Below are 22799 nucleotides of genomic sequence, written 5' to 3'. Positions count from 1 at the left end.
GAAGCTATGCTGAATATATCTAACAATCCGATAAATAAAACGGTGCACCTAACGGGATACAAATCTACAAATAAGGTTTTTCACCAAAGGCACTACAAGCACTTTAACCGGTTCTTGTTGGGGTCCGCGCTTTTTGGCTTTATTCTTTTATTCCTACCGTGGACGCAGAGTGTGCGTGGTACGGGAAGTCTAACTACGCTAAGTCCGGAGCACAGGCCGCAGAGCATACAATCGCCCATTCCGGGACGTATTGAAAAATGGTACGTACAAGAAGGTGATTTTGTGAAAAAAGGAGATACCATTTTACATATTTCCGAAGTAAAGAACGAGTATTTTGACCCACGTTTGGTGGAACGGACAGGGCAGCAGATAGCGGCAAAAAATATGTCTGTTGAATCGTACCAAGGAAAGGTAGGTGCATTAAACAATCAGATTTCCGCATTGGGCAATGAGCGTGGTCTAAAATTGGAGCAATCCAGAAACAAACTGCTGCAATCCAAACTGAAGGTAAAGAGCGATAGTATAGACCTGCAGGCCGCACGTACCAATCTTGAGATTGCCCAGCGGCAATACGATCGTATAGCGCAATTGCAGCAAGAAGGCCTAAAGGCCATGACGGATGTGGAGGCAAAAAGATTGAAGCTACAGGAAACACAGGCCAAACTTATTTCTCAGGAAAATAAACTGTTGGCCGCTAAAAACGATGTGCTCAATGCCACCATGGAAATTAACCGCGTGGCCGTAGCATACACGGATAAGATTTCCAAGGCGCAGAGCGATATGTACACCGCACAATCCAATCAGTTTGATTCGGAAGCGCAGGTAAGCAAATTAGAGAACCAATACGCCAATTATGAGGTGCGTACCGGTATGTACTATATAAAGGCGCCCCAGAGCGGTTTTATCAATAAAGCGGTGCAAGGTGGCATAGGTCAGAACTTTAAAGAGGGAGATCGTTTGGTAGGTATTATGCCTTCTGAGTTTGAAAAGGCCGTAGAAACTTTTGTGGCTCCTATAGACTTGCCATTGGTACACGTAGGCGAAAAAGTACGGATACAGTTTGATGGTTGGCCCGCTATTGTTTTTAGCGGTTGGCCCAATGCTTCCTACGGAACGTTTGCAGGAAAAATCGTAGCGGTGGAAACCTTTATAGATGTCAGCGGAAAATACCGTGTATTGGTCGCTCCGGACGATGACCCGGAAGCAGAACCCTGGCCAGAGGATATTCGCGTTGGTTCCGGTGCCAATACCATATCCCTTTTAGACGATGTACCGATTTGGTTTGAGCTATGGCGGCAAATAAACGGATTCCCACCTAACTATTACCAGCCTAAAGAAACGACTGCTAAAAAGGAAAAATGATGAAGAAATTACTATTTTATCTCCTTGTTGTATGCTGTTTTGGTGCGCAAGCCCAACAGCCCGGAGAGGTGGTTTTAGGTTTTAACGAATATCTAGGGTACGTAAAAAAGTACCACCCCATAGCCAAACAGGCCCAACTAAATATAGGCATGGGGCAGGCGCAACTCATGAGTTCGCGTGGTGGTTTTGATCCTAAGATAGAGGTAGATTATGACCGTAAGGAATTTAAGGGTACGGAGTATTATGACCGTCTGAACGCTACTTTTAAAATACCCACTTGGTACGGCGTTGAGCTAAAGGGAAATTTTGAGCAAAACGAAGGTGTGTACCTGAATCCTGATCAGACCGTACCTGATGACGGATTGTATAGTGCCGGTATTTCTATGTCCGTAGGGCAAGGGCTTTGGATAAACCAACGTATGGCTACTTTAAAGCAAGCCAAGATTTTTAAAGAGCGTTCATTGGTAGAGCGGGATTTGCAGGTGAACGAGGTGCTTTTTGAGGCTTCTTTGGCGTATTTTGATTGGTTGCATGCTTACCAAGATACCCAAGTATATGCTGATTTTTTGACCAATGCCGAAATCCGTTTTGAAGGGGTGAAAAAGAGTGCCCAAGTTGGCCAGGTTGCTGCAATTGATACGGTAGAGGCTAAAATAGCCATGCAAGATCGCGAGCTGAATTTGGAGCAGGCAAAAGTCCGCTTTATGAAAAGTGCTTTGGAGCTTTCCAATTTTCTTTGGATGGGAGATAATATGCCCGTGGAGCTACAGGCCAATGTAACGCCGGAGACCAATTTAGCAGGTGATATTGATACCACTTTAGAAATTATGGGTATGCCTTTAGATAGTTTTTCCATAGAGAACCACCCGAAGTTGAAATCATTGGGGTATAAGGTTGATGGGCTCACCGTTGAAAAGCGATTGAAAGCCAACAAGCTTTTGCCAAAAATTGAATTACAGTATAATTTCCTGACACAGAAACCGGAGTATATTTCCAGTTTTACTACCGAAAACTATAAAGGTGGCGTAGCTTTTAGCGTGCCCCTTTTTCTTAGAAAAGAACGAGGCGATTTAAAACTGGCAAAGCTGAAACTACAGAACGCCGAGTTTGAAATGGATGATGCAGAAATACGAATTAAGAACAAAATAGTAGGCCTGTACCGAGAACTGGAATCCTTTGAAAAACAAAATGTCTTAATAGATGACGTGGTATTTAATTATAATACCATGGTAGCGGCAGAAGAACGGAAGTTCGGTTTTGGGGAAAGTTCTTTGTTTTTGGTGAATTCTAGGGAAAGTAAACTCATAGATGCCGAGCTGAAAAGGAACGCCGTACAGAACAAGTTTTTCTCCGCAAAAGCGAAGTTGTTTAATTCTATTGGGGTGAATCCCAAAAACCTGTAGTGGAATTTAAGAGCTTCACTTTTTAGGCGAGAGAATAAATTCGCTGTGCGGTATGGGTTTTACGACCATGTAAATATCGTATACCTCTTATCCTCAATAGGTTCACTTGGTCGGTTTTCTGTTTCCAGACAGGAATTAAGAGGGAACTTTGTACCAAATTACTTGTTATGAAAGCAATTTATACAAAGCTTAAAACCCGTATAGAAGGGGAGGACACCTTGGCAATGATTGTCTGTTTTTTCATTTCCCTGACTGTATTCTTTATTATGAAAGTGTTGAATAGGGAAATACCCTTATAGTCCCTAATAATTAGCATACAAGAGGTTATACAGACACCTTTATAACCTCTTTATTTACTTCGTTACCATCTACATCATAGTGCGTAAATTCAATTACCGCTTCGTTATTCTCTCGGTACACCTTTACCGCTAAAAATCCTCCTTGTACTCTTAGGAATTTATGCTCCGGACGTTTGTCTTCCTGATTCCAGCCTTGGGCATGAAAATTACTCACCGGCCCTTGACTATATTCTCGTAGGCCTGTTACCGGGTCTACGGAAACATATTGCCAATGCCTATCGCCATTAATGACCAATACATTTTGGTCGGCCAAATACTGGCGCAACCATTTTCCTTCTGTTTCAAACGACGTATTGGAGTGGTTGTCATATTTCCCTTTTGAGCGGTCAGGCCCAACTATAGGAGTGGGCGAAACTAGAATTTTAAAAGTAGCATCCGAAGCTTCCACGGTTTCTTTAAACCAAGCAATCTGTTCTTTTCCCCAAATGGTTTTTTCTTTTCCGTCCGGTGATTTATTGTCACTGCGGAATTCGCGTACCTCTACGTTCCATATCTGTACATCTTTCCCCCATTTAAATGTTCGGTAGGGCTTGTCAATAATGGGTACTTGCTCCCGCCAAATATCAAGACCGTCTTCATAGCTTAATTCGCCAAAAGGTGTGGAATATGAAGTCGCGTCGTCTTTCAATAAATCGTGATCGTCCTTTTGTAAGTAAGCTGGCGTGTTTTTATAAAAGTCGAATAGGGCAGGCCAAGAATTCATGGCGTGCCATTTGTGTCTTGCCAATTCTACGGTGTAGGCCATGGGTCCGGGTTTGTCATAATACACGTAATCTCCCGTTTGGCAATGGAACAGCGGATTCATTTTAAGCATGCTGTCATAGATTTTAAAACCACGAACCGCATCATCATGAGACCAATAAAATTGACAAGTAGATGAGGTAAAAAATACCGGTACTATCTGGTCTGCAGACGGAGCGGTAGAGAAAGACCCTTTTATTTCCGCTACTGGGGCATCTTCACTTTTTCTTCCTTCAATTTGTATGTCATAATGGGTATTGGGTTTTAAGCCATCAAATTTTTGTTTCAGTGTGAAATCTCTGTAACCGGAAACATATTCCCATTCCGTACTGATTAGGGTGTCTTTTGATTTCAGGTTGATTTTCACTTGCCCCGAAGAGCCGCCCACCGCACCTTCCATTTCAGAAATAGGCATGTTATTATCAAAGTCGATGGGAGGTCGGAACACCTTATCTTCTTGCTTGTGATACACCGCCACAGGCTGGGCGGTTTTGCAAAGTCTCGTCAGAATAATAGCGGAAGAATCCGTTACTTCCCCAATTTTGAATCCGGTGGTAAAATAGACATTCGCTTCGTTTTGGGCAGCGCCAAAAAAAAGCCCGAGTGTAAGCAGTACTAGGGTAATTGGTAGTCTCATGTTGGAATAGGTATAGGTTGTGGTCTCCGGTTGCTAACTTGGAAAAGCTAAAACAGGAGTATAAATATACCAATTTTGAACTCCTTTAATGTCAAGATTATATTTGATATGAAGCTATGAGCATTTCCATCCATTCTTGTATGCGTTCAGGCGATGGTCTATCCGCTTGGTCAAAAAAGAAATGTTGTTCGATTTCCAGTCCACAATACTCAAAAACACCTGTGTCCGATGTTAGGAAAAGGGCTTTGTCCATGCCAATGCTTTCGTATTCGGCCTGTGATTTACCGTGGGTATTGATTATAGTGGTTTGCTTTCCTTTGAGGAGTCCTTTTTGAATACCAGCATCATAGCTGTAAGCAAAACCATAACTAAAAACACGATCTATATACCCTTTCATTATGGCGGGCATTCCGGTCCACCAAATAGGGTAGATAAAAGTGATGTGCTCCGCCCATGTAATGTATTCTTGTTCTTTTTTGACGTCTTGTGAAACCTCACCCATGCGCTGCCCAGATATATCTTTTAAAGACAGAATAGGGTTAAAGTTGAGGTTATACAAATCCCTGATGACCACTTCGTGTTTTTGCTGTTTTAGGGTTTCTACGACCGTCTGTTTTAAATGGCAGTTTAGACTGCCCGCATTAGGATGGGCGTAAATAATAAGATGCTTCATTTTCTATGGATTTTAGATTGATGAAGCAAATTTAGCTCTGTCCTTTGGGCTGTAATTGTAAGAAAACGAAATGCTATTCCGTTTGGCAAATATCCTGTGAGAATTTGAGGTATTGAGTAGGCGTGTGCCCCGTGAAGTGTTTGAAGTCGTGTATCAGTTGACTTTGGTCATAATAACCGCAAGCCTCAATAATAGCGAACCAATTTACTTTAGAGGATTGGTTTTGTAGCAACCCGATGGCTTTTATGAATTTCTCGTACCGGCTCTTTTCTTTGCCGGTATAACCAAAGTATTTTTTATGGTTGAGCTGAATAGTTCTTTCGCTCTGTTGGGTTTCCTGAGCTATAATTTTAATGGGGTTAAAGACTGTATAGTCGCCTGTATAATCAGCTAATTTTTGAAAAGCTGTTTCACTTTCTTTTAAATAGGGTTTGCAGAAATCTAGAATCAGGTTTACACGCTCTTTTGGGGTTACGTTTTTAATAAGTTGCCAGAGATTAGTAAAGCAATTCTCGGTTAAAAGCGAATCTGGATTTGTGGGTAGGTAATTGGATAAAATCACCTTCCCAAAAAACATATAAAAGGCATCATCTTTAAAATTGGCGACCAGCATATCCGAACCAGCAGGTAAGGTATAATCAAAAGCTTTTTTTATGGGACCAAGGACAAGGCATTTTTCAATCGTAATTTCAGATTCATGTTCCGTCACAAATGAAATAGGCGCACCAAAACTAAAAACCATAATAATTTGAAAGCTGGGAACAAGCGTTTTGGTAATGGGTTTTTCTGAACGGTTTTCAGCTCTATAGAAATGCGTAAAAATATCCTGAAAATTTTCAGGGACTTCTATTCTTTTACTTGTGTGTTTATTTGGTTCAGTTCCCATGTCTTTTGGGTAATAGGGATGCTTTTAAGCCTCTAAGTTTTTAGTGCTAACAGCGTTTAAGTGAGCATTGAGAACAGAGGTAAACGAAACTTCATTCGCACTTTGAGGCACATTACTTGCCCGGGTGTCTTTTTGCTGCTGTGCAAAGGAACCAATAGTCAATAGTAAGAAAACAAGAAGCAGTATTTTGGAATGAATTGCTTGTTTCATATTCAATTTTTAAAAGTGAGTTTCACCTATACAAGTAAGCGTAATTGTATTTCTAAAGTACTGTTTTTTCTTTTACTCTAGTAAAAGGAGATTTGCAACCTGATTTAGAATGTAGATTTTGGGGGTACAAATTTAGCTAGGGGTCGTCTTTATGCGCAGAAAACCTTGAATAGTTTAAGTGGAATTTGTCATTTGTACGTAAATTCATACCATGTATACATTTTCAAACTCCATATAAACAGTTGATTGTTAGATTTATATAAGTAATGTGGCTTGATAGAAGTGAGGTAGTCATTTGTATCTCATTATTTAAAATCAAAGTCAATTATCACATAGCTGTTTTAATAAGATGTATCCATTTATTCCGAATTGCTAATTCGGAATTTCCGAGAATTCCCCCTGTTATCAATATAGAATGTTTTTTGATGCTCCTATCTGTGAGCATAACATACTGAACTTTTATCAATACTATTTATAAACATGGGAGATGTAATCACAACAGAAATAGAAAAAGAGCTTGTTTTTCATAAACCGGTTGAAGAAAACCAGGGAATAAATGAGAAAGAGATAACCAGCGAATCATGGATTGAGCGGAATGAAGATTTAACGAACGAAACGGTTTGTGGAATTGATCAGCGCCAAAAAGTATTAGCAACTCAGCAAATGCCGTATATGGCTATTTGTAAGCTGTACATGAAAGCCAGTAATGGCTTGAATTACGTGGGTTCTGGATGGCTGGTGGCCGGAAACATTTTATATACGGCCGGACATTGCGTCTACAACAAATCTTCTGGAGGTTGGAAGACTTCCATCATTGCCATTCCCGGTAAAAGTGGACTCGCAGAGCCGTATGGTAGGTATGAGGCTGTGGAACTTATGGCCACTAGAGGATGGATAGATAATGCCTCTACAAGATATGATATGGGTGCTATTAAACTCAGTAAAGAGGTGAGTCATTGTAGTTTTATTACACCTGCCATGGAAGACCCGAACATAGCTGAAATTTGCGGGTATCCTGCGGACCGTGATAATGGATTGTTTCAATATAAAATGTCCGATAATCTGGTAAAGGAAAATGGTAGGTTCTTTTATCAGGCAGATACGTTTGGCGGGCAAAGTGGAAGCCCGCTGTTGAGAAATAGATGTATTGGCGTGGGCATTCACAATTACGGTGGTTGCCCCAATAAGTCTTCGGACCTGTATCAAGAATTTATAGATGGGGTTGCCAATTGGTAGGGTCATTTAGAAAATACGCTTCTAACTCCAAAATTCAAAAAATGAAAACATTGCGTAAAGGCAGTTTTAATTCCTCCGTTTCATTCTTAAAAAACCTTTTGTGTAGGTCAGGATATCCTTTGGAAATTTCACCAAATTTTGACGAAAAAACACATGAAAAGGTGGTCCAGTTTCAAAGAGCTAATTTTCTTCATGTAGATGGAATTGTGGGCAATAATAGTTGGAAAAAAATAATGTTGGCAGGCTATAAATTCAGTTGGGGCACTATAGATTATATACTTGAAGATGATGAGTGGATGCACGAATACACGGAGAAAGATACCATCTACTTGCATCATACCGCGGGCCTTCATAGACCTGATTATACCATTGGCTGGTGGGAGAATGACAATAAACCGGGCACCCTAAATAGAGTGGGAACGTCTTTTGTAATTGGTAGAAAATCGTTAGAAGGTGATGATATGTTTGATGGGGTGACCTACAGGGCTTTTAATGAAATGTTCTGGGCACACCACTTGGGAACGAGATTGAAGAACAATAGTATACTCAACAAGAAATCAATAGGGATCGAGATTTGTTCTTTAGGTCCGCTTCAAAAAAGCAATGACGGTCAGTTTTACTTTCAGAGTAATTCCAAGAAAATAGTTGTGCCGGAATCTGAGGTTTGTCAGTTGGATACGCCGTGGAGAGGACATCAATATTTTCAGAAATATACCGAAAAGCAAATCGTAGAATGTGAGCGGTTGCTACTCACGCTAGCTAAGGTTTTTGATGTACCCATTAGAGATTTTAAATATACCAGTTCTTGGTTTTCTATGAGTGAAGAAGCACAGACGGGGGCACCTGGTGTGTGGACGCATTGCCATGTAAGAACGGATAAAACGGACTGTTTTCCGCAACCTGAGTTCATAGAAATGTTAAACGGACTTTTTACCAAATACCAAGATTTTGAATTGGATTATGTAGAACTGGAAGCTATAACAATGGGAGCACCCAATGAATTGAACAAAGCGGATTTGGACCATTATGCTCTGGATTTAGAGTTGATTGTAAATTAAAAAATAACCATTTGTAACGCTGTATATCATGGATGATAAATTAAGGGATTTGGCCGAGAATGCATACGCTAATTATACGAGTGTCTTGGGTGATATAGACCGAATAAAAACGGATATTACCCATGTGAGACAGGGAAAACTAGAATTGTCCGAAATACAAACTGATACCGAGCGCTTGTACAACCGGATTTCCCGTGAAGGCACGGCAGAATTGCAAGCATTGGAACGTATTAATGGAGAGGCCAATTTTCAGGATATCCGTATTATTCAGCGCATTGTAGAGCTATCCCAAGCGGTTGGTAGAATAACCACTAATTCTAGGTTGGGCAATACAGGTTATGGAACCGGTTTTTTGATAGGCCCAAACCTGATTCTTACCAACAACCATGTATTGGGAACTGCGGAAGTGGCCGCAAATTCTACCATTCAGTTCAACTACGAATTGGATCAAATGGGAAACCCTAATAAGTCTGAAAGTTTCAACTTGGTGCCACAAGAGTTTTTTGTGACATCCCATTATAAAAAAGATGCTGGTGACCCGTATAGCGGTCTAGATTTTACCATTGTCGCGGTGGAGAAAGTTTCCAATGAAGGAACACCGATCAGTAATTTTCCCGTTGCCCGATTGGATAAAAAATTGGGTAAGATTATAGATGGGGAGAACTGTGCCATTGTGCAACACCCAAAAGGGGATTACAAGAAAATTGTAATGAAAGACATTCGCATGCTGGTGCTTAAAGATGACTTTCTAATCTATGAATCGGATACGCTTCCCGGTTCATCGGGAAGTATGGTTCTCGGTTTGGGTACGGGTGAAGTAGTAGCGCTACACCACAGTGCCGTACCCAGAAAAAACAGACACGGACAATGGCTGAGAAAAGACGGGTCCGTAGTACAACCCGGAGACCCATATAATATGATAGACTGGATGGGGAACGAAGGTATTCGTGTGAGTAGTATCCTGAATATGATAGCAAAAATGCCTGTTAGCAAAGCAATGGAAAAATACAAGTCGTCTTTGGTCAGTGTTTTAGATACAAATGTGAGTTCAACTCCTGTTCATACCGAAAATAGAACTACACCATCAACACAGTATGCTATGAACCATTCCGAAAGTACAACCAATCAGACCCTTTATTTTGAGATACAATTATCCGGAGTCAAAGAAATGCAGAACGACTGGAAGCAAAACGCAGCCAGTTTGGTTTCCGGTCTGGTGCTTAGTGAGCCTTTATACCCGATGTCTACAGAACAGGCCCACAGGCTTTTTTATTACATACATGTACAATCCGATAAAACCCCATGGGAAGTGGCGGCAGAACTGGAAGGGTTGCCACAAATAGATACCTGCACGCCCGATTTGGAAATGTCTACGGATATCAAACCCGGGCATTATGGGCGATGGTCCGGTAATGAAAGTTTAGAATCACTAGATGACGGCACGGCAGATTGGGACAAGAGTGAAGGTGATTTTAAAATCCGTTGGGCGAATGCCAGTTTGGTAAAGGAATTTATTCCAAAAGGGCAGAGTGGCGAATATAGAAAGTGGAATCTAAATGCGACCAACGCAAACAATCTGAAGGATGTTAAAGCATATGACAGTTTAAAAGCAAATGCCGATAAAATACGACTGATACAATTAGATACGGGCTATACGGACCATTCCAAGGTTTTGGGAGGCTACAACTTACTGCAGGATGAAGATTTTATAGATGGGGAAGATGCTAGGGATGAAATGAGCATGGGCATTTTAAAACAACCCGGTCACGGCACCCGTACCGCAAGTATAATTATGGGGAACAGGGCTAACGGCAGAATTGAAAATGACGGGAATCAAGGGGTTGCCGTTGCGGAAGAAGAATCATTGGTAAAGGTAATTCCGTATCGGATTTCAAAATCCGTGATTTTAATCGGTAGAGGGCGCAATTTGTTCAATGCCGTTTCTCAGGCAATCAACGCCAATGCAGATGTTGTTTTTATGTGCATGGGTAGTTATCCGCGTCCTATGATTTATAGTATTGCCAAAACGGCCTATGAACGAGGGGTTATTTGGGTATGTGCGGCAGGTAATATGGTAGAATCCGTAATTGCTCCAGCAGTGTATCCGGGTACTATTGCCGTAGCTGCATCCAATCCAAATAACGAACCTTGGCGGTATACATCGTACGGCCCAGCGGTAGATATAACGGCACCCGGCGAAGATGTGTATGTGCCGTTCAAGAACAAAAAGCAAGAAGACATAATGGTATTTGGTTCGGGTACGAGCTATGCAACGCCACACGTGGCTTCTGCTGCGGCTTTATGGAAAGCTAAAAACCTTAAAAATTTGAACAAATTCATAGAGAAACCGTGGCAAATTGTTGAGTTGTTTCGGAAGCATTTAAAAGAATCTGCCCAGAATGTAGTGGATAATAGAGAATGGGACCAAAAGAGATTTGGTGCGGGTATTTTAGACCTGACGGCTTTGTTGGCAAAAGAAGTAACCTCCGATGAAATTAAAGGGTTGAAGAATGCTTATGCAGGTAAGGAGAGCCGCAAAGAATGGGACTTGGGCGTTCGTGAAATCGTGCATTTTTTATGGAACACCGCACGTAGAAAATTAACGCCTGGTTTTGAAAGCGAACAAGTTGGAGAAGCCTTAACAGAACGAGCACGGATAAGTGTGGCCGCAATGACGGGAAGACCGGTAAACAAGGTGTTTGAAAGTTATGGTCAGTTTGATGAAGACCAAACGGAAAGATTACTAAAAGTATATTTTGAAAGTTTCAATTAAAAGCAAAAATCATGGATAATTATTTTGACCTTCATTTTCATCCCATGGCAAAAAACCACTTGGCACCAAAGCCAAAAGAGTCGCATTCAAAAAAAGCGAATGCAGCCACCATGCCCATAAGTATGACCAAAGCTTTTAAAGATTATACAGATGAGAATGTACTTCGCAGGCTTGAAAGTCAATGTTGTATTGATTACCTGAATGAGGCTCCTGTAAGGTACGGCATAGCCGCTATTGCCGCTATAGAATTTGGGATGGCTTCCAGTAAAGGGTTTCTAGCCGATGTATTAAAAAGTTACCTCAAAAAACCGTTAGATGATGCCTATTTTGATGCGATTAAAGAAGGGGAGGTTTCATATCTAAATTTGTATCTGAAAGAGGTGGCATTATATCTAAAAAACAGAAATTTAGAAAATAGGGAGCCACACACAAAAGGAAGTTTAAATCTTATTGCCAGGCCTTCTAAAAATACTAGAGAAGCCGTGTCAAAAGCGTTGCCAAATTTGGTGTTCGCTATTGAAGGTGGACATAATCTTTGTATGAAAAAAATAGGGAATGCCCTTGATTATGATAGTTTTGAGGGATTGGAAAAAGACCCGTTTTTTGATCCTAATTTTGCCATTTCCGAAGACAATAGAAAACCACAGGAGGTACTTAAAAAGTTGTATAAAGCTTTCCGGGATTATGGGCTAGATGTATTATACCTAACGCTTACCCACTTAACGCATATACCGGAGCAACATTTGGCGACACATGCTTATGGAACGAAAAACCTCAGGCATCCGTCTTTTTATCCTTTTGGGAATGGATTAAGTGAATTAGGGGAAGAAGTTGTTAGAACAGCCTATAAATTAGAAGCGCCTACCAAGAAAAAGGATGATGCAGGCGTATTGATAGACATCAAGCATTTAAGCCTGAAGTCCAGGGAAGATTTATACGCCTTACGAGAGAAAGAAGGTTTTGGTAAAATTCCCTTGATTGCTTCTCACGTTGGTGTAACAGGGTATTCCATAAGTGATTGGAAGCACAATCTTGAAATTGAAAAATGTGCGAATCACGTGGATCAAGGAATAAAGACCGTGAAGCTCTACACAAAACCCAAAGTAGCAGGATATTGGGGTGCTGATGCCAACACGGAATTCAGTTTTCATCCCGGAACCATTAACTTAATGGATGAAGATATTATTGAAATTGCCAATAGCAACGGACTTATTGGAGTGGGGCTAGATGTGGATATATTGGGGTACAGCACAAAATCTAAACTTCAAGAAGATGTGTGCGAGTTTATAACCACACCAGATTTTATCCATTACTTCCCATACACGAGTATTAAATCAATAGACTATGCCAGTGTAGAGGAAATACAAGCGGAAGAGTCATGGTTAGAGCCTTCCAAGAAAGAAGTACATCCGTTAAATTTTTGTTTTAATATCATTCACATTATGGCGGTGATTGGTTTAAAATCCAAATTTCAGGATGCACCGGAAAAATTTATCTGTATAGGTAGTGACTTTGATGCTTTTATTGAGCCGTCCAATATATGTAGTGATAGCCGCCAATTCAAAAATTTAAAAGCATGCTTGATGAAATGGTTGCCCGTTGCTGCCAAGAAATATCAGAAGGTGAATGGGGGAGCCAAAGATTTGTTCGATTTTACTAAGAAAAAGAAAGAGTTAAATGAAGTTGTAGTAGGCATACTCTATGAAAACGGGCGTGAATTTTTAGATAGACGTGGTTTTTTAGAGGGTTTATCTGAGCCCAAAAAAGGGGAGACAAGCACGGAAGCCGAATTGGTTTAAAATAGAACTCATTATGCCAGATAAAACTAAAGTAACTACAGGTAGCTTTCCTGAACCATCTACCAATCCTAAAGGTTGGTTCACTTTTGAAAATATGATTGCACTTGCCGTTCTTATAGCCTACGGCATTTTTATCTATTTTTTAATTGGAAAAGTTGATAGCGGCGACCCTAGTTGGAGCCGCTTAATCTATTTGTTCTCGGGTGTAGAGGCCATTGTATTTGCGGCAGTAGGGTTTCTATTTGGAAAAGAAGTGAACAGGAAACGCGCTGAAAAAGCGGAAACGGAAAAGAAAGAAGTAGAGGAACAAAAGGAAAAAATGAAAGACGAGAAAGTAGCGGAACATAATAAGGGCCTTGTTCTTGGTGCAATGATAATGCAAGCGGAAGGCGGTCAAAATAAGTCAATGGAAAATAGAGGTCTGGAAATGGAAATGTCTTCAGGCGAATTGCAGGGTATAGCTGCTAAAGCAAGAAAATTATATCCTGAGCTGGATACGTAGCTTTTATTTTTTTCGCTCTCTGGTGAGGTTGTAGGTGAGCCCAACATAGATGCCCCATTTCGATTTTTTATAGGTGGGGACTGAGGTGATTTCTGCGGGGACGTACAAATTTCCATTTTCACTTTCCACGCTATTTGAGAGTACATCTAGTCGCGCTAATGAAGCTCCGGCGTTTATTCCTATGAGCTGCTCTCTGCCAATCAATACTCCAGCCCCGAACAGATATCGGGTAATCCCGTCTAGAGGCGATACCGCTGCTCCGGCATTTAATCCGCCTCGCAGGCCCGCTTTAAATTGATAACTTAAATGTGCCAATGCACCGATGGCTATATCAAAATTACTTCCGTTTTCTTCAAGTATTCGGTTTCGTCCATCATCCTGACTTTCCAAATAGTACGACTTTTCGTTGAGGTTGTTATAGAAGAATCCCGTTGAGAAATCGAACTTAAAACCACCTTTCTTTGTAAAAAAGTCGATTTTTTTAGTAAAAATAGTATCGTTTGTAAACGTATTGATCAGCGTTATTTTTGCTTCCATAACGTCTTTAGATGCCTTTAGCAGTTCTGGAAATTGCTCGTAGTTCTTCATCTCCGTAGCACCCACAAGAAAATCAAAATACCTTAAACTGGTTTCCAAATCTATAGCTTCGCTCAGAACCTCCAAATTTGAAGAATATAAAATCAATTCATTGGCTACACTAGAATCTATACTCAGGTCAGAGTTCTCGAGAAGGGTTTTATAATAGTGTTTAGCACTTTGAATGTAATGATACGATTGGGCCACATTGCTTCTCAGTACATCATAATCTACCTTTTTTGGCTGCAGTATATCTGCAGTTGTATTGAAAACTTGGTTGAGTTCTCGTAAATGAAGTTGGGCCTTCTTTTGAATGCCTTTCACCATGTCCAATGTTCTAAATTCGGCATTGTCATTGGAGACTTCATAAAGAGCATTGGCACGTTCAGTAAGTGAATCGAGTTTTTTAACATGCTCCATAGATTGGGCATAGATGAGACCATATTTTGGGGCATCGCTCTCCTGAGATATAAAACCTAAAATACCCGAATCTGGAATTTTAAGTAAAAGCGATTTTAGAAGACCCGGTGTGCTAGAGGTTAAACTGTAATCTGTAGTTGTAACCACAACCGCAACAAAAGCAGTGTTGACACCTAATAATTTCAAATCATAAAATTGGTTCGCTTTCAGGTCGTCTGTGGCTACATGTTCTAATTCTTTTTTTACTAAATCGGCTTTGAACGTAATGGTTTCCTGTGCCTCCATTGAAAAATAACAGAAGCACAGAAACCATACGAATGGAATTACTTTTCTCATAATGGTTCTTTTAGTATGAAGTTTGAATTGTTATACCACAATAGCAGTGTTGATGGTATGAAAAGGCATTACTAAATGTATAGGCGTACCATTAATATCAACAAGGCATTTATTCCAAGCCATTTCATAGAGTCTTTTCAAATCCCTGATATCTTCTTCGGTCATCACACTTTTTGCACCGTAATTCATGATGGAAAAAGGTTTGTGTTCCCCAAAAATTTCGGATGGCCAAGCCTGCTCGCTTATCTTGGCGAAAAAATGGCGAAGCCCAAAAATATGCCCCAATTCGTGCATCATAGTTTCCAGTTGTTCCTGTTTGCTTTGCTCGAACATTTTTGGATATATCACCAATTGGTGTCTTCCGCTATCGGGAAAAAAGGCACTTGCCAAAACGCAACCGTGGGCATTGCAATTATCGGATGGGGAAACGTGTATCTGAAAATCTGAATTGTCCGCATTCTCATTAAAACGAACGGGTACTGCCTCGCCCCAACCCAGTAAGGCCTCACCCAATAATTCCCTAACATAGGTTTTTATACCCTCTGCATTCTGATAATAATACAAGGCAGTTTCGTCAAAAGTCCAACGTAGCACTTGGTATTGCGCCCAAAGGGGAATGAATCCCTCACTGGCATCCACTAAAATTTCAAGCGGAGATCGGTCACCCGGTGTGGAATGTCCCGAGCGGTCTGTGGCACAAATAAAGTTATCCCCGTACTTGTGTACGCCAGATTGCCCGTTCTTCATAATTTCTTCTTTGCTTTTTTGAGCGAATAGCTCTTTTTTGGAATTTGTTTTCTTTCCCATGATGTGTGTATTTAGTTATTATAATTTTTGACCTCCAGAGGCCAATAGTTTACTTATTAGAGGGATTAATACGCCTAGTCCGCCCAGTGTGCCAACTAGCGTTTCAAAATCTTTTAGTAGCTCTGGCTTCCCTAGACCAATGAACACGATGACAGTTATAATCAGCAGATAAAATAGAATGCGTGTGTTGGCCCAAGTCCCTTTTCCGCGGTTCTTGTTTTCTAGTCGTAAGGCTTCATTTAATGACACTGAAGTCATGATAAAATTCTTAAAACTGTAATTGAAAATCTTAGGCCGATCATGCCATACCACCAAACCTTTTTTCATTAGTGAGAAAAGTGAGTTCCTATTTTTGATGTTCATAAAACCATCTTTGGCTAGATCATATAATAAATAGCGTTCACGTGTAGGTAAGGTGTTCCAGATGTCATTATAGTAGCCATGCGCTAAGTTTTGGGTATGCATTACCATGCGTTGCCGGTCTAAGCGATGCGGTTGATTTATAGCATATGGTGTATCATAAAGCGATTTGACCAATATAACAGGCGCCAAAGTGGGCAGGAATTTGCTATACCCCAATTCATCAGTTAGAATATCAATATCATTTGAAGATGGTCTTTGAGCACTTTGGAGGCCAAAATTGAGTTGTTTGGATACTTTTTTAGTGTTTTTTGTAATGCCAATTAAGATTTGCGGAAACGCACTTAAAATATTACGCCATGAATTAAAGTCGTCTTGAAGACTTCCCAAAGAACGTTCAGCTTCTTCTTGAGCGGACTCATACATAGAAAAAATTTGGCTTGGATATACTTCAGAGACGAGAATAATGCGTTTTCGCTGTGAAATAAGAAATAGGATAATCCGGAGTTTGGTATGGTTGGCGTCAAACGATTTTATGTTATGCTCTAAATGTTCTATTACATAGGCTTCATAATCCTCATGATGAAAATCATTTTGTCCTTTTTGATAGCTGCTGGAAAGGATGCCCAGATTCTCCCCAATGTCAGAGTTCATTGGCATATTTTCGAGCTGTAACATAGAAAGTGTGGCTATTCTCAGGTAACCGGCATCAATTAAAATTTCCTTCGCAAAGGTTTGTTTTCCACAAAAAGGAGGTCCAATAAGGAGCAAACCAGAATTTGATTTTTCATCGTGAAGAATTTGACCAAATTTTTCAATGTAGCCTTCTTTCTCATTGGTGTCAAAATCGTTAGGTTTTAAATGCCTAAACCGAAAAGCGAAAAAACGATCCGAGAAAAATAAAATCAAAGAAAATAGAATAGCCAGAATAATAATAAGACCTATGACCACTAAAAGAATGAATTTAGGGGGTAGAGAGTCCGCTGAGTTTTTTAGACTGGTGTCCGCTATGCAAATCGCTTTATTACTGTCTAAATAATTTAGATAAAAAGTGTTGGGGTTTTCTTCACTAGTCCACGAGAAATCATGCGCATATGCATAAACCATTCCTTGGAATTCAGCTATGCGAGCGTCATAAGTAGGGCGTATGTGCCATAGGAAATCTTCTAGGCCTGTGTTTTTTGGGGTGTTTTTAGAAGTTTTGGTATTTGTTGTTTCCTTTAGGGTAAATGTCTCGTGATATTGACCTTCACTTAAGTGTTTTTCTTGAAGCTTCGCATATTCATCTTCTTGACCGGTAAAGGCAGGGAAACTTGTTTCCAGTTCTTTTTCTTTATCCATGAAGCGTCTGGCCATATCAATCTTATCCGTCTTTGTCCATATTTGGTCATTTAAAAACTTAGCATTCTTAAAAATTAAATACGCTGGAAAAATGGTAGACAGAATCAACCAACAGAATAGAAATAGGGCATACCAATAGCTGTAGCCAATTCGTATGTTCCTGTTTTTACGTCGGCTAAAGTCACTCACATTTTTAATTATGGAATGTACTTTATGGTGAACTTTGGTAATGAACTTTGTTTTTTTTGATGACTTATTAAAGTAAATCACAGCTAAACAAATGAACTGAAGAATTAAAGAAGGAAGCACGTACTTAATCTCATTTTCATTGACTTTACAAGTGAGAATATTGAGGAAAATTATGGCTAATAACAGTAGAATATCGCGAACCTTAAACTTAAAATCGTTGTTTCCTCTATGAGGGTGCAACGTGTAGAATATGATTAAATAGGAATAGATACCAAGAAGGAGACATAGAATATAGGCTGTAGTTGGAGGTATAAGAAAACTAATGCCAAATGCAATGGTAATAAGGCCTGTTAGTAGAATAGACAGAATAATGTAAGAGTCTCTCAACTCTTTTTTTGGAGTTAAAAAGTCAAATAAGAATCGGTCGTATTTATAGAGTCCTAGTTTCGGATTTCTAATGATGAGCGAAAGGATAGTGATAATCAGTAATAAAATCAGAGCCAATACAATACCAATACAGGAAAGGGTTAAAACTTCAGATACTTTGGTACGGAGCAGTCCTATATCATATAGGGCAATTACACTAAGATTAGTGTTGGCTATGGGTCTAATACTATATAATTGCCCTTTATCTCTATAGTTGACCATGCCTGCTGTTTTTATTCGCCCCAGCATGGCGGCCTCTATTTTTTCTTTGTTTCTACTTACATAGAGAAAATTTTCTAGGGTAGCTCTTCCTTTTTTGGAGTGAAACCAGACTTCGCCAGTTTCATCTACCACGGCAAACTGAAAGCCAAAGGGTAAAATGGCTTCATGCAAAGATTTTAGTTGAGCGGCGCCCACTCTATAACCAGAGATGGAGTCCCGTTCATTTTTCAATAGGTAAACGGCTTCCTCGCTTTGGTCTTCAATGGAAACCACAGGCCTCATGACATATTTGATTTTATGGGCGAGTGTATCTAGGAACCAGAGGTTTTTAGAATTAACATAATCCGTGTAGTAGGGGCGGCTACCAAGGTTTTTTGTATTCTCTATGTTATTTTTATCAATTAATCTTATGTGATACTTTACAGCGCCGGTGGTAGTATCTATTTTAGAGATAAACTTGTGGTTTTCACGATAGGCTTCATTGCCCTTTGAAATACGAATAGACAGACTGTCGCTGTTTTCTCTAGCTCGCTCTTCACTGGCGAGCGACATATCATAAAGTGTGGTAACATTGGCTGCGTTTTCAGCTTCAAAACGGGTTTTGATTTTTTCACTTAAATCATCAAGTCTGTCCGGAAATTTGTAGTAATAGTCGTAATAATGGTTCATGAGAGAGAAGAACACGATTATTAAAATGGGCGCACCAATAATTACAGATATGCCAGACAAAATAATGTCATTACTGGATAGGCGTTCATCTTCAGCAATAAAGAGCATTTTAAAATAGGGCATTCCAAAAAGACCAAGAAGTAAGAACGTGGTGAGCAAAGCAATTATCCAGGGATCTAATTTTCTGACGGCTTCATTGTAACGCTCTGTCTCCACAAGTCCAAAAATTTGAATATCATAATGTACGCGGGTATCTAGGTCCGTTTCATAGGTGTATTCACGTCCAAATAGCTGATAAACCTCATCGTTCTTGGGAATGCCAATAGACATGCCAATGTTAAACGGATTGAGTTTATTAAGGCTGTCAGGTAAGATAATCCGCCCCTTTAGCGAGCTTAATTCTATAATTGAATCCGCCTGATTTTTTTCATTTAATTCTGCGGATTTTTTAAAAACGACAATGTATTCATCAAACTCTTGGTCAAAAGGTGTACTCTCACTTATTTTTTGTTTAAGAGCTCTCCAAACTTTGGGTCTTATCTTGTTCTTGGTAATTGAATCTCTTTGATTTAATAGCGAATAAGCTCCATCTTTTTCTTCATTTTTAGTGAGTTTTTTTATGATACCTTTCGATGGAGTAATTTTACTGACCTTATTTAATAGGACATCCCATTGCGAGTTGTTTAGTTTGTTATAAAAAATTGATCTAAGCTCGGCTGTTACTTCTTTACTGGAGTAAATGGAATCGTACTCCGTAGAATAATACTTCTGGAAATTATTATTGAGTTGCTTGGTAATAATGTCAAAATTGGCATCTAAACTGTGAAGTTTAGACTCGCGATAATGGTGCTCGTTATTTTTAATGTGGGAGTAGTAAATAGCAAAGAACAGCCCAATAATTATAAAAGTCACGGTAAGTAACGTAAAGAGCCGCTTATTTGCTGTAAAGGGTTTACGTAGAGAATTTCCTAAAGAAGACGTGGTGGGCATAGGTTCTGCAATAAGAATTAGAAAATGAGGTGTTCACAATGGAGACCATCGTGTGTTTTTAACTATGTGCCAATTGAAACATAGTTTCGATGGTCGTGTATAGTCAGTTTCTATTTTTTAGGGAACCTTTTACTGTAAATATGTGCTTACCGTTCAGTAAGTAAAATCTTAAATTAGTGATTTTGATGCCTAGCTAGTTCGGCGTTGTGTGGATTGTAGCTGATTTTGTATAAATGGTGTTTTTGAGGTTTTACTTGTTTGGTTATCAGAGCTTTTTCAATACATTCAGCTTTTGTGAAAAACAAAAACCCGTACAGTTTTCACCATACGGGTCAAGAATTCTAAATTGGAAATTAGTCCAGTTCGGGACCACTTCCGCCATCGTCCATATCTTCATCGGTAGCGGCGGTTGCATCATCTTCTTCTGAAGTTGACTCGGACATGGCTTGAAGAAGCCATTCTGGTGGACCGCCAATATCTACATGCCCATCTTCCATTGAAGCAGTAGCGTCCATATCATCTGAATTCTGGTCGTCTGCGGATGTAACTGCTACATCAGAGGGCGGAAGCCCTGCATCGGCTACGGCACTTGTAGTTTCCGTAGGGTCTTCAGCAGTATTGCTGGTAGCATCAGACGTTTCGTTGATATTAATATTTATATTCATAATTCATATATTTTTAGTGTTACCAAATATTTTTATCGGTTCATTATAGCGTATCGCGCCTCAAACTGAAGGGTTGAGCCCGTAAGGTTTTTGGCCTCAATGAAGTACTTGATTTTAGTACTACTCTGTCTACAGACTTGAATCTTCCATTCCAGTTGTGCGCCTCCATCCCTAATCGGACTTTGCGGAACACAATTCCATACCACATGCCAAGCTTCCGGCCAGCTATGGGTAAACCATTTACGTGTACTATTTCTAGGTACACTGCCAGTAAATTGAACACCTACTCTCATAATTTTAGATTTTAGGGAAAGGCTAAATTTTTGACCTTTCCGGATTAATATTATTTGTTTTTATGATGCAACTACACAGTAACGTGCTTGTACGTTTACCGTATAATTCTTAAGATTTTTGATCTCTATGTAATACTTGATCAGCCCCAAAGCCTGTCTTGTAGTTTTCACTTCAAATTCTATCTGAGCAGAACCGTCAATGGCCGGTGCTGTTGGAACTACCGTCCAGATGACATGGTAATGATCAGGCCAGCTATGGGTAAACCATCTGCGGGTAGCATTACGTGGTACACTACCATTGAACTGAACTCCACACCAAGGTCTACGGGAAGCGGTAGCTCTAACCAATGCCCTTAGGTCTGGACGTCTACCAATGCGTTGTGATACCGGATTAGCTCCTGCCTGTTGTGCGGAACCCGTGCTTCTCAACAATTGGCGAGCTCTACGAGGCGTAAGCATAGCCCTTCCTGCTGCTTTTTGAATACCTTGCAAACAGGCTACAGCACCCGTAACGATAGGTGAAGCACTACTGGTACCACTAAAGGAATTTGTGTACCATTCATTCTTATTATTTGGGTTGTTGCCCGTAACATTTCCATAACCAGCTGTAGTAACACCTCGGCCCCAACCTTGGGTATCAACACAAGAACCATAATTACTAAAGCCTAAGCGGCTACGGTCAGCGCCCCAATTTCCTCCATTAGTGCCAGGAGGCGGCGCACCTGCACCCACAATAACACAGCCGCTATCATGACCTGCAGTTCTACGAAACGGATTTCGCCAACTGGATGGGAACCCATTAGGTCTTGTATTATAGATTGCGGCATCAAGGTTTTGAGACCCGTTTCCAGCCGCTTCTATGACTATGATACCTTTATTGGTGGCATATTGCAAGGCCGCAAGGTCATCTGGCCACCATTCAATGGCAATGAAGCCCATTTGCGTATTTCCACCGGGATAGTTAGGCCCTCCTCTATGCAATTCAATTAACATAAGGTCACCGGCGCGGAGATTATCAGCTGCTCTTCTGATAGCATTGGCACTCCCCACACCAAAAATAGAGTACGCCCTGACATTGGCGCTCGGGCATATTCCGGTTACCCCAAAACTGTTTCGGTCTCCCGTCATTTCACCAAATACTGCCGTACCGTGATTGTGCCAACGTAGGTCGCTTGTGTTGTTGTTTCCTCCAAGTAAGCCACCTACGTTTACCCGTAAGTCCTCATGGTTAAAATTCCAACCACCCTCAATATCAATAATACGGACACCGTTACCACGTCCACCAGGTAGCGTCCAAGCGTAACGCGCGTCTACCCCTTGTGGTGCAGCATTTAGATACCCTTGGTTGTTTGTTAGGTTTTGGGTAATGGGTGGTGCATCATCACTAGGTGCTGCTTCCATACCGTCATCACCAAAATAAACGGGAGGTAGACAGCCGGGTTTAACATACGCACCATCCACTTCGTCTAGTTCGTTCAATGAGGCAGCAATACTTTCCAGGTCTTCTCCTTCCGGTGCTGCTAGTTTATAAAATTGCCGCATTTTTGAAAGGTCTTCGGCACCTTCTTCTTGGCTTGCCTTTGAAACCAGTTCTGCCACTTCTGCATCTGTGTCCGCGAATAACGGAACAAGCTGCAGCTTTTTACCCACCACAAAACCTGCTAAGGTATTTGCCGATGGTTTGGACTTCGATTTTGCTGCACTTTCGGCTTCCTCGGCATGAGGTGCCTCAACGCTTTTTGAGACGACAATGAGTTCTGGTGGTGAACCCGATGGCGAATCAATGACTACTTTACTTTTTTTTGTTGCCATAAAATTGAATTTATAGGTCGACTTTTTTATTAGTATCGACCAAGGTTAATACTG

General features: G+C 40.5%; 17 protein-coding genes. 7 read left to right on the top strand and 10 right to left on the bottom strand.

From position 1 onward, the window contains the following. The first annotated feature begins 6 nt into the window (after positions 1–6). Together IWB64_RS01695 and IWB64_RS01690 are read left to right on the top strand one after the other, a co-directional pair. Positions 7–1362, top strand: a complete 1356-nt coding sequence (locus tag IWB64_RS01695; protein WP_194532381.1) for an HlyD family secretion protein — start codon at positions 7–9, stop codon at positions 1360–1362. Beyond that, on the top strand, positions 1359–2765 hold the full coding sequence (locus IWB64_RS01690; protein ID WP_317171939.1) for a TolC family protein: 1407 nt from the start codon (positions 1359–1361) through the stop codon (positions 2763–2765). Before IWB64_RS01695 ends, IWB64_RS01690 begins: the two co-directional genes overlap by 4 nt. 324 nt (positions 2766–3089) lie before the next feature. Here the strand turns inward: IWB64_RS01690 and IWB64_RS01685 are convergent, their stop codons facing one another. From IWB64_RS01685 to IWB64_RS01670, 4 genes are all read right to left on the bottom strand, one after another. Continuing rightward, a complete protein-coding gene (locus tag IWB64_RS01685) occupies positions 3090–4502 on the bottom strand; it encodes an alkaline phosphatase D family protein (RefSeq protein ID WP_194532380.1) in 1413 nt (470 codons plus the stop codon). Between the two features lie 97 nt (positions 4503–4599). Further along, positions 4600–5175 (bottom strand): NAD(P)H-dependent oxidoreductase, encoded by a 576-nt coding sequence (locus IWB64_RS01680; RefSeq protein ID WP_194532379.1) that lies wholly within the window; start codon positions 5173–5175, stop codon positions 4600–4602. A gap of 73 nt (positions 5176–5248) precedes the next feature. Beyond that, complete coding sequence (locus IWB64_RS01675) at positions 5249–6061, bottom strand: helix-turn-helix domain-containing protein (protein WP_194532378.1); 813 nt, start codon at positions 6059–6061, stop codon at positions 5249–5251. Positions 6062–6085: 24 nt separating this feature from the next. After that, on the bottom strand, positions 6086–6271 hold the full coding sequence (locus tag IWB64_RS01670) for a hypothetical protein (protein ID WP_194532377.1): 186 nt from the start codon (positions 6269–6271) through the stop codon (positions 6086–6088). Positions 6272–6751: 480 nt separating this feature from the next. On the opposite strand from IWB64_RS01670, the gene IWB64_RS01665 reads away from it, so the two are divergent. From IWB64_RS01665 to IWB64_RS01645, 5 genes are read left to right on the top strand one after another with little or no spacing between them, the layout of a single operon-like run. After that, complete coding sequence (locus IWB64_RS01665; protein WP_194532376.1) at positions 6752–7507, top strand: trypsin-like serine peptidase; 756 nt, start codon at positions 6752–6754, stop codon at positions 7505–7507. 41 nt (positions 7508–7548) lie between these two features. Next, positions 7549–8565 (top strand): peptidoglycan recognition protein family protein, encoded by a 1017-nt coding sequence (locus IWB64_RS01660; protein WP_194532375.1) that lies wholly within the window; start codon positions 7549–7551, stop codon positions 8563–8565. Between the two features lie 28 nt (positions 8566–8593). Beyond that, positions 8594–11338 carry a S8 family serine peptidase gene (locus IWB64_RS01655; protein ID WP_194532374.1) on the top strand — a complete coding sequence of 915 codons (2745 nt, stop codon included), beginning with the start codon at positions 8594–8596 and terminating at the stop codon, positions 11336–11338. Positions 11339–11349: 11 nt separating this feature from the next. Then, complete coding sequence (locus IWB64_RS01650; RefSeq protein WP_194532373.1) at positions 11350–13137, top strand: amidohydrolase family protein; 1788 nt, start codon at positions 11350–11352, stop codon at positions 13135–13137. Between the two features lie 13 nt (positions 13138–13150). Then, positions 13151–13639, top strand: a complete 489-nt coding sequence (locus IWB64_RS01645; protein ID WP_194532372.1) for a hypothetical protein — start codon at positions 13151–13153, stop codon at positions 13637–13639. A 3-nt stretch (positions 13640–13642) separates the two neighbouring features. Here the strand turns inward: IWB64_RS01645 and IWB64_RS01640 are convergent, their stop codons facing one another. The 6 genes from IWB64_RS01640 to IWB64_RS01615 form a co-directional block, all read right to left on the bottom strand. Continuing rightward, a complete protein-coding gene (locus IWB64_RS01640; RefSeq protein WP_194532371.1) occupies positions 13643–14971 on the bottom strand; it encodes a hypothetical protein in 1329 nt (442 codons plus the stop codon). A 30-nt stretch (positions 14972–15001) separates the two neighbouring features. After that, positions 15002–15778 (bottom strand): matrixin family metalloprotease, encoded by a 777-nt coding sequence (locus IWB64_RS01635; protein ID WP_226975783.1) that lies wholly within the window; start codon positions 15776–15778, stop codon positions 15002–15004. A gap of 18 nt (positions 15779–15796) precedes the next feature. Next, positions 15797–19975 carry a cache domain-containing protein gene (locus IWB64_RS01630; RefSeq protein WP_194532370.1) on the bottom strand — a complete coding sequence of 1393 codons (4179 nt, stop codon included), beginning with the start codon at positions 19973–19975 and terminating at the stop codon, positions 15797–15799. A 353-nt stretch (positions 19976–20328) separates the two neighbouring features. Beyond that, positions 20329–20640: a hypothetical protein gene (locus tag IWB64_RS01625; protein ID WP_194532369.1), complete on the bottom strand. Its 312-nt coding sequence runs from the start codon at positions 20638–20640 to the stop codon at positions 20329–20331. Between the two features lie 32 nt (positions 20641–20672). After that, positions 20673–20933 (bottom strand): hypothetical protein, encoded by a 261-nt coding sequence (locus IWB64_RS01620; RefSeq protein ID WP_194532368.1) that lies wholly within the window; start codon positions 20931–20933, stop codon positions 20673–20675. Between the two features lie 60 nt (positions 20934–20993). After that, complete coding sequence (locus IWB64_RS01615; protein ID WP_226975782.1) at positions 20994–22745, bottom strand: S8 family peptidase; 1752 nt, start codon at positions 22743–22745, stop codon at positions 20994–20996. Between the last annotated feature and the right edge of the window lie 54 nt (positions 22746–22799).

It is taken from the genome of Zobellia nedashkovskayae, assembly GCF_015330125.1.
GTDB classification, from domain to species: domain Bacteria; phylum Bacteroidota; class Bacteroidia; order Flavobacteriales; family Flavobacteriaceae; genus Zobellia; species Zobellia nedashkovskayae.
Note: the sequence above shows the minus strand (reverse complement) of the source record. Positions and strands in the feature narration are given on the sequence as shown.

Coding starts and splice junctions, on each gene's coding strand:
- IWB64_RS01695 (WP_194532381.1), top strand. CDS start 7: ATGCTGAATATATCTAACAATCCGATAAATAAAACGGTGCACCTAACG.
- IWB64_RS01690 (WP_317171939.1), top strand. CDS start 1,359: ATGATGAAGAAATTACTATTTTATCTCCTTGTTGTATGCTGTTTTGGT.
- IWB64_RS01685 (WP_194532380.1), bottom strand. CDS start 4,502: ATGAGACTACCAATTACCCTAGTACTGCTTACACTCGGGCTTTTTTTT.
- IWB64_RS01680 (WP_194532379.1), bottom strand. CDS start 5,175: ATGAAGCATCTTATTATTTACGCCCATCCTAATGCGGGCAGTCTAAAC.
- IWB64_RS01675 (WP_194532378.1), bottom strand. CDS start 6,061: ATGGGAACTGAACCAAATAAACACACAAGTAAAAGAATAGAAGTCCCT.
- IWB64_RS01670 (WP_194532377.1), bottom strand. CDS start 6,271: ATGAAACAAGCAATTCATTCCAAAATACTGCTTCTTGTTTTCTTACTA.
- IWB64_RS01665 (WP_194532376.1), top strand. CDS start 6,752: ATGGGAGATGTAATCACAACAGAAATAGAAAAAGAGCTTGTTTTTCAT.
- IWB64_RS01660 (WP_194532375.1), top strand. CDS start 7,549: ATGAAAACATTGCGTAAAGGCAGTTTTAATTCCTCCGTTTCATTCTTA.
- IWB64_RS01655 (WP_194532374.1), top strand. CDS start 8,594: ATGGATGATAAATTAAGGGATTTGGCCGAGAATGCATACGCTAATTAT.
- IWB64_RS01650 (WP_194532373.1), top strand. CDS start 11,350: ATGGATAATTATTTTGACCTTCATTTTCATCCCATGGCAAAAAACCAC.
- IWB64_RS01645 (WP_194532372.1), top strand. CDS start 13,151: ATGCCAGATAAAACTAAAGTAACTACAGGTAGCTTTCCTGAACCATCT.
- IWB64_RS01640 (WP_194532371.1), bottom strand. CDS start 14,971: ATGAGAAAAGTAATTCCATTCGTATGGTTTCTGTGCTTCTGTTATTTT.
- IWB64_RS01635 (WP_226975783.1), bottom strand. CDS start 15,778: ATGGGAAAGAAAACAAATTCCAAAAAAGAGCTATTCGCTCAAAAAAGC.
- IWB64_RS01630 (WP_194532370.1), bottom strand. CDS start 19,975: ATGCCCACCACGTCTTCTTTAGGAAATTCTCTACGTAAACCCTTTACA.
- IWB64_RS01625 (WP_194532369.1), bottom strand. CDS start 20,640: ATGAATATAAATATTAATATCAACGAAACGTCTGATGCTACCAGCAAT.
- IWB64_RS01620 (WP_194532368.1), bottom strand. CDS start 20,933: ATGAGAGTAGGTGTTCAATTTACTGGCAGTGTACCTAGAAATAGTACA.
- IWB64_RS01615 (WP_226975782.1), bottom strand. CDS start 22,745: ATGGCAACAAAAAAAAGTAAAGTAGTCATTGATTCGCCATCGGGTTCA.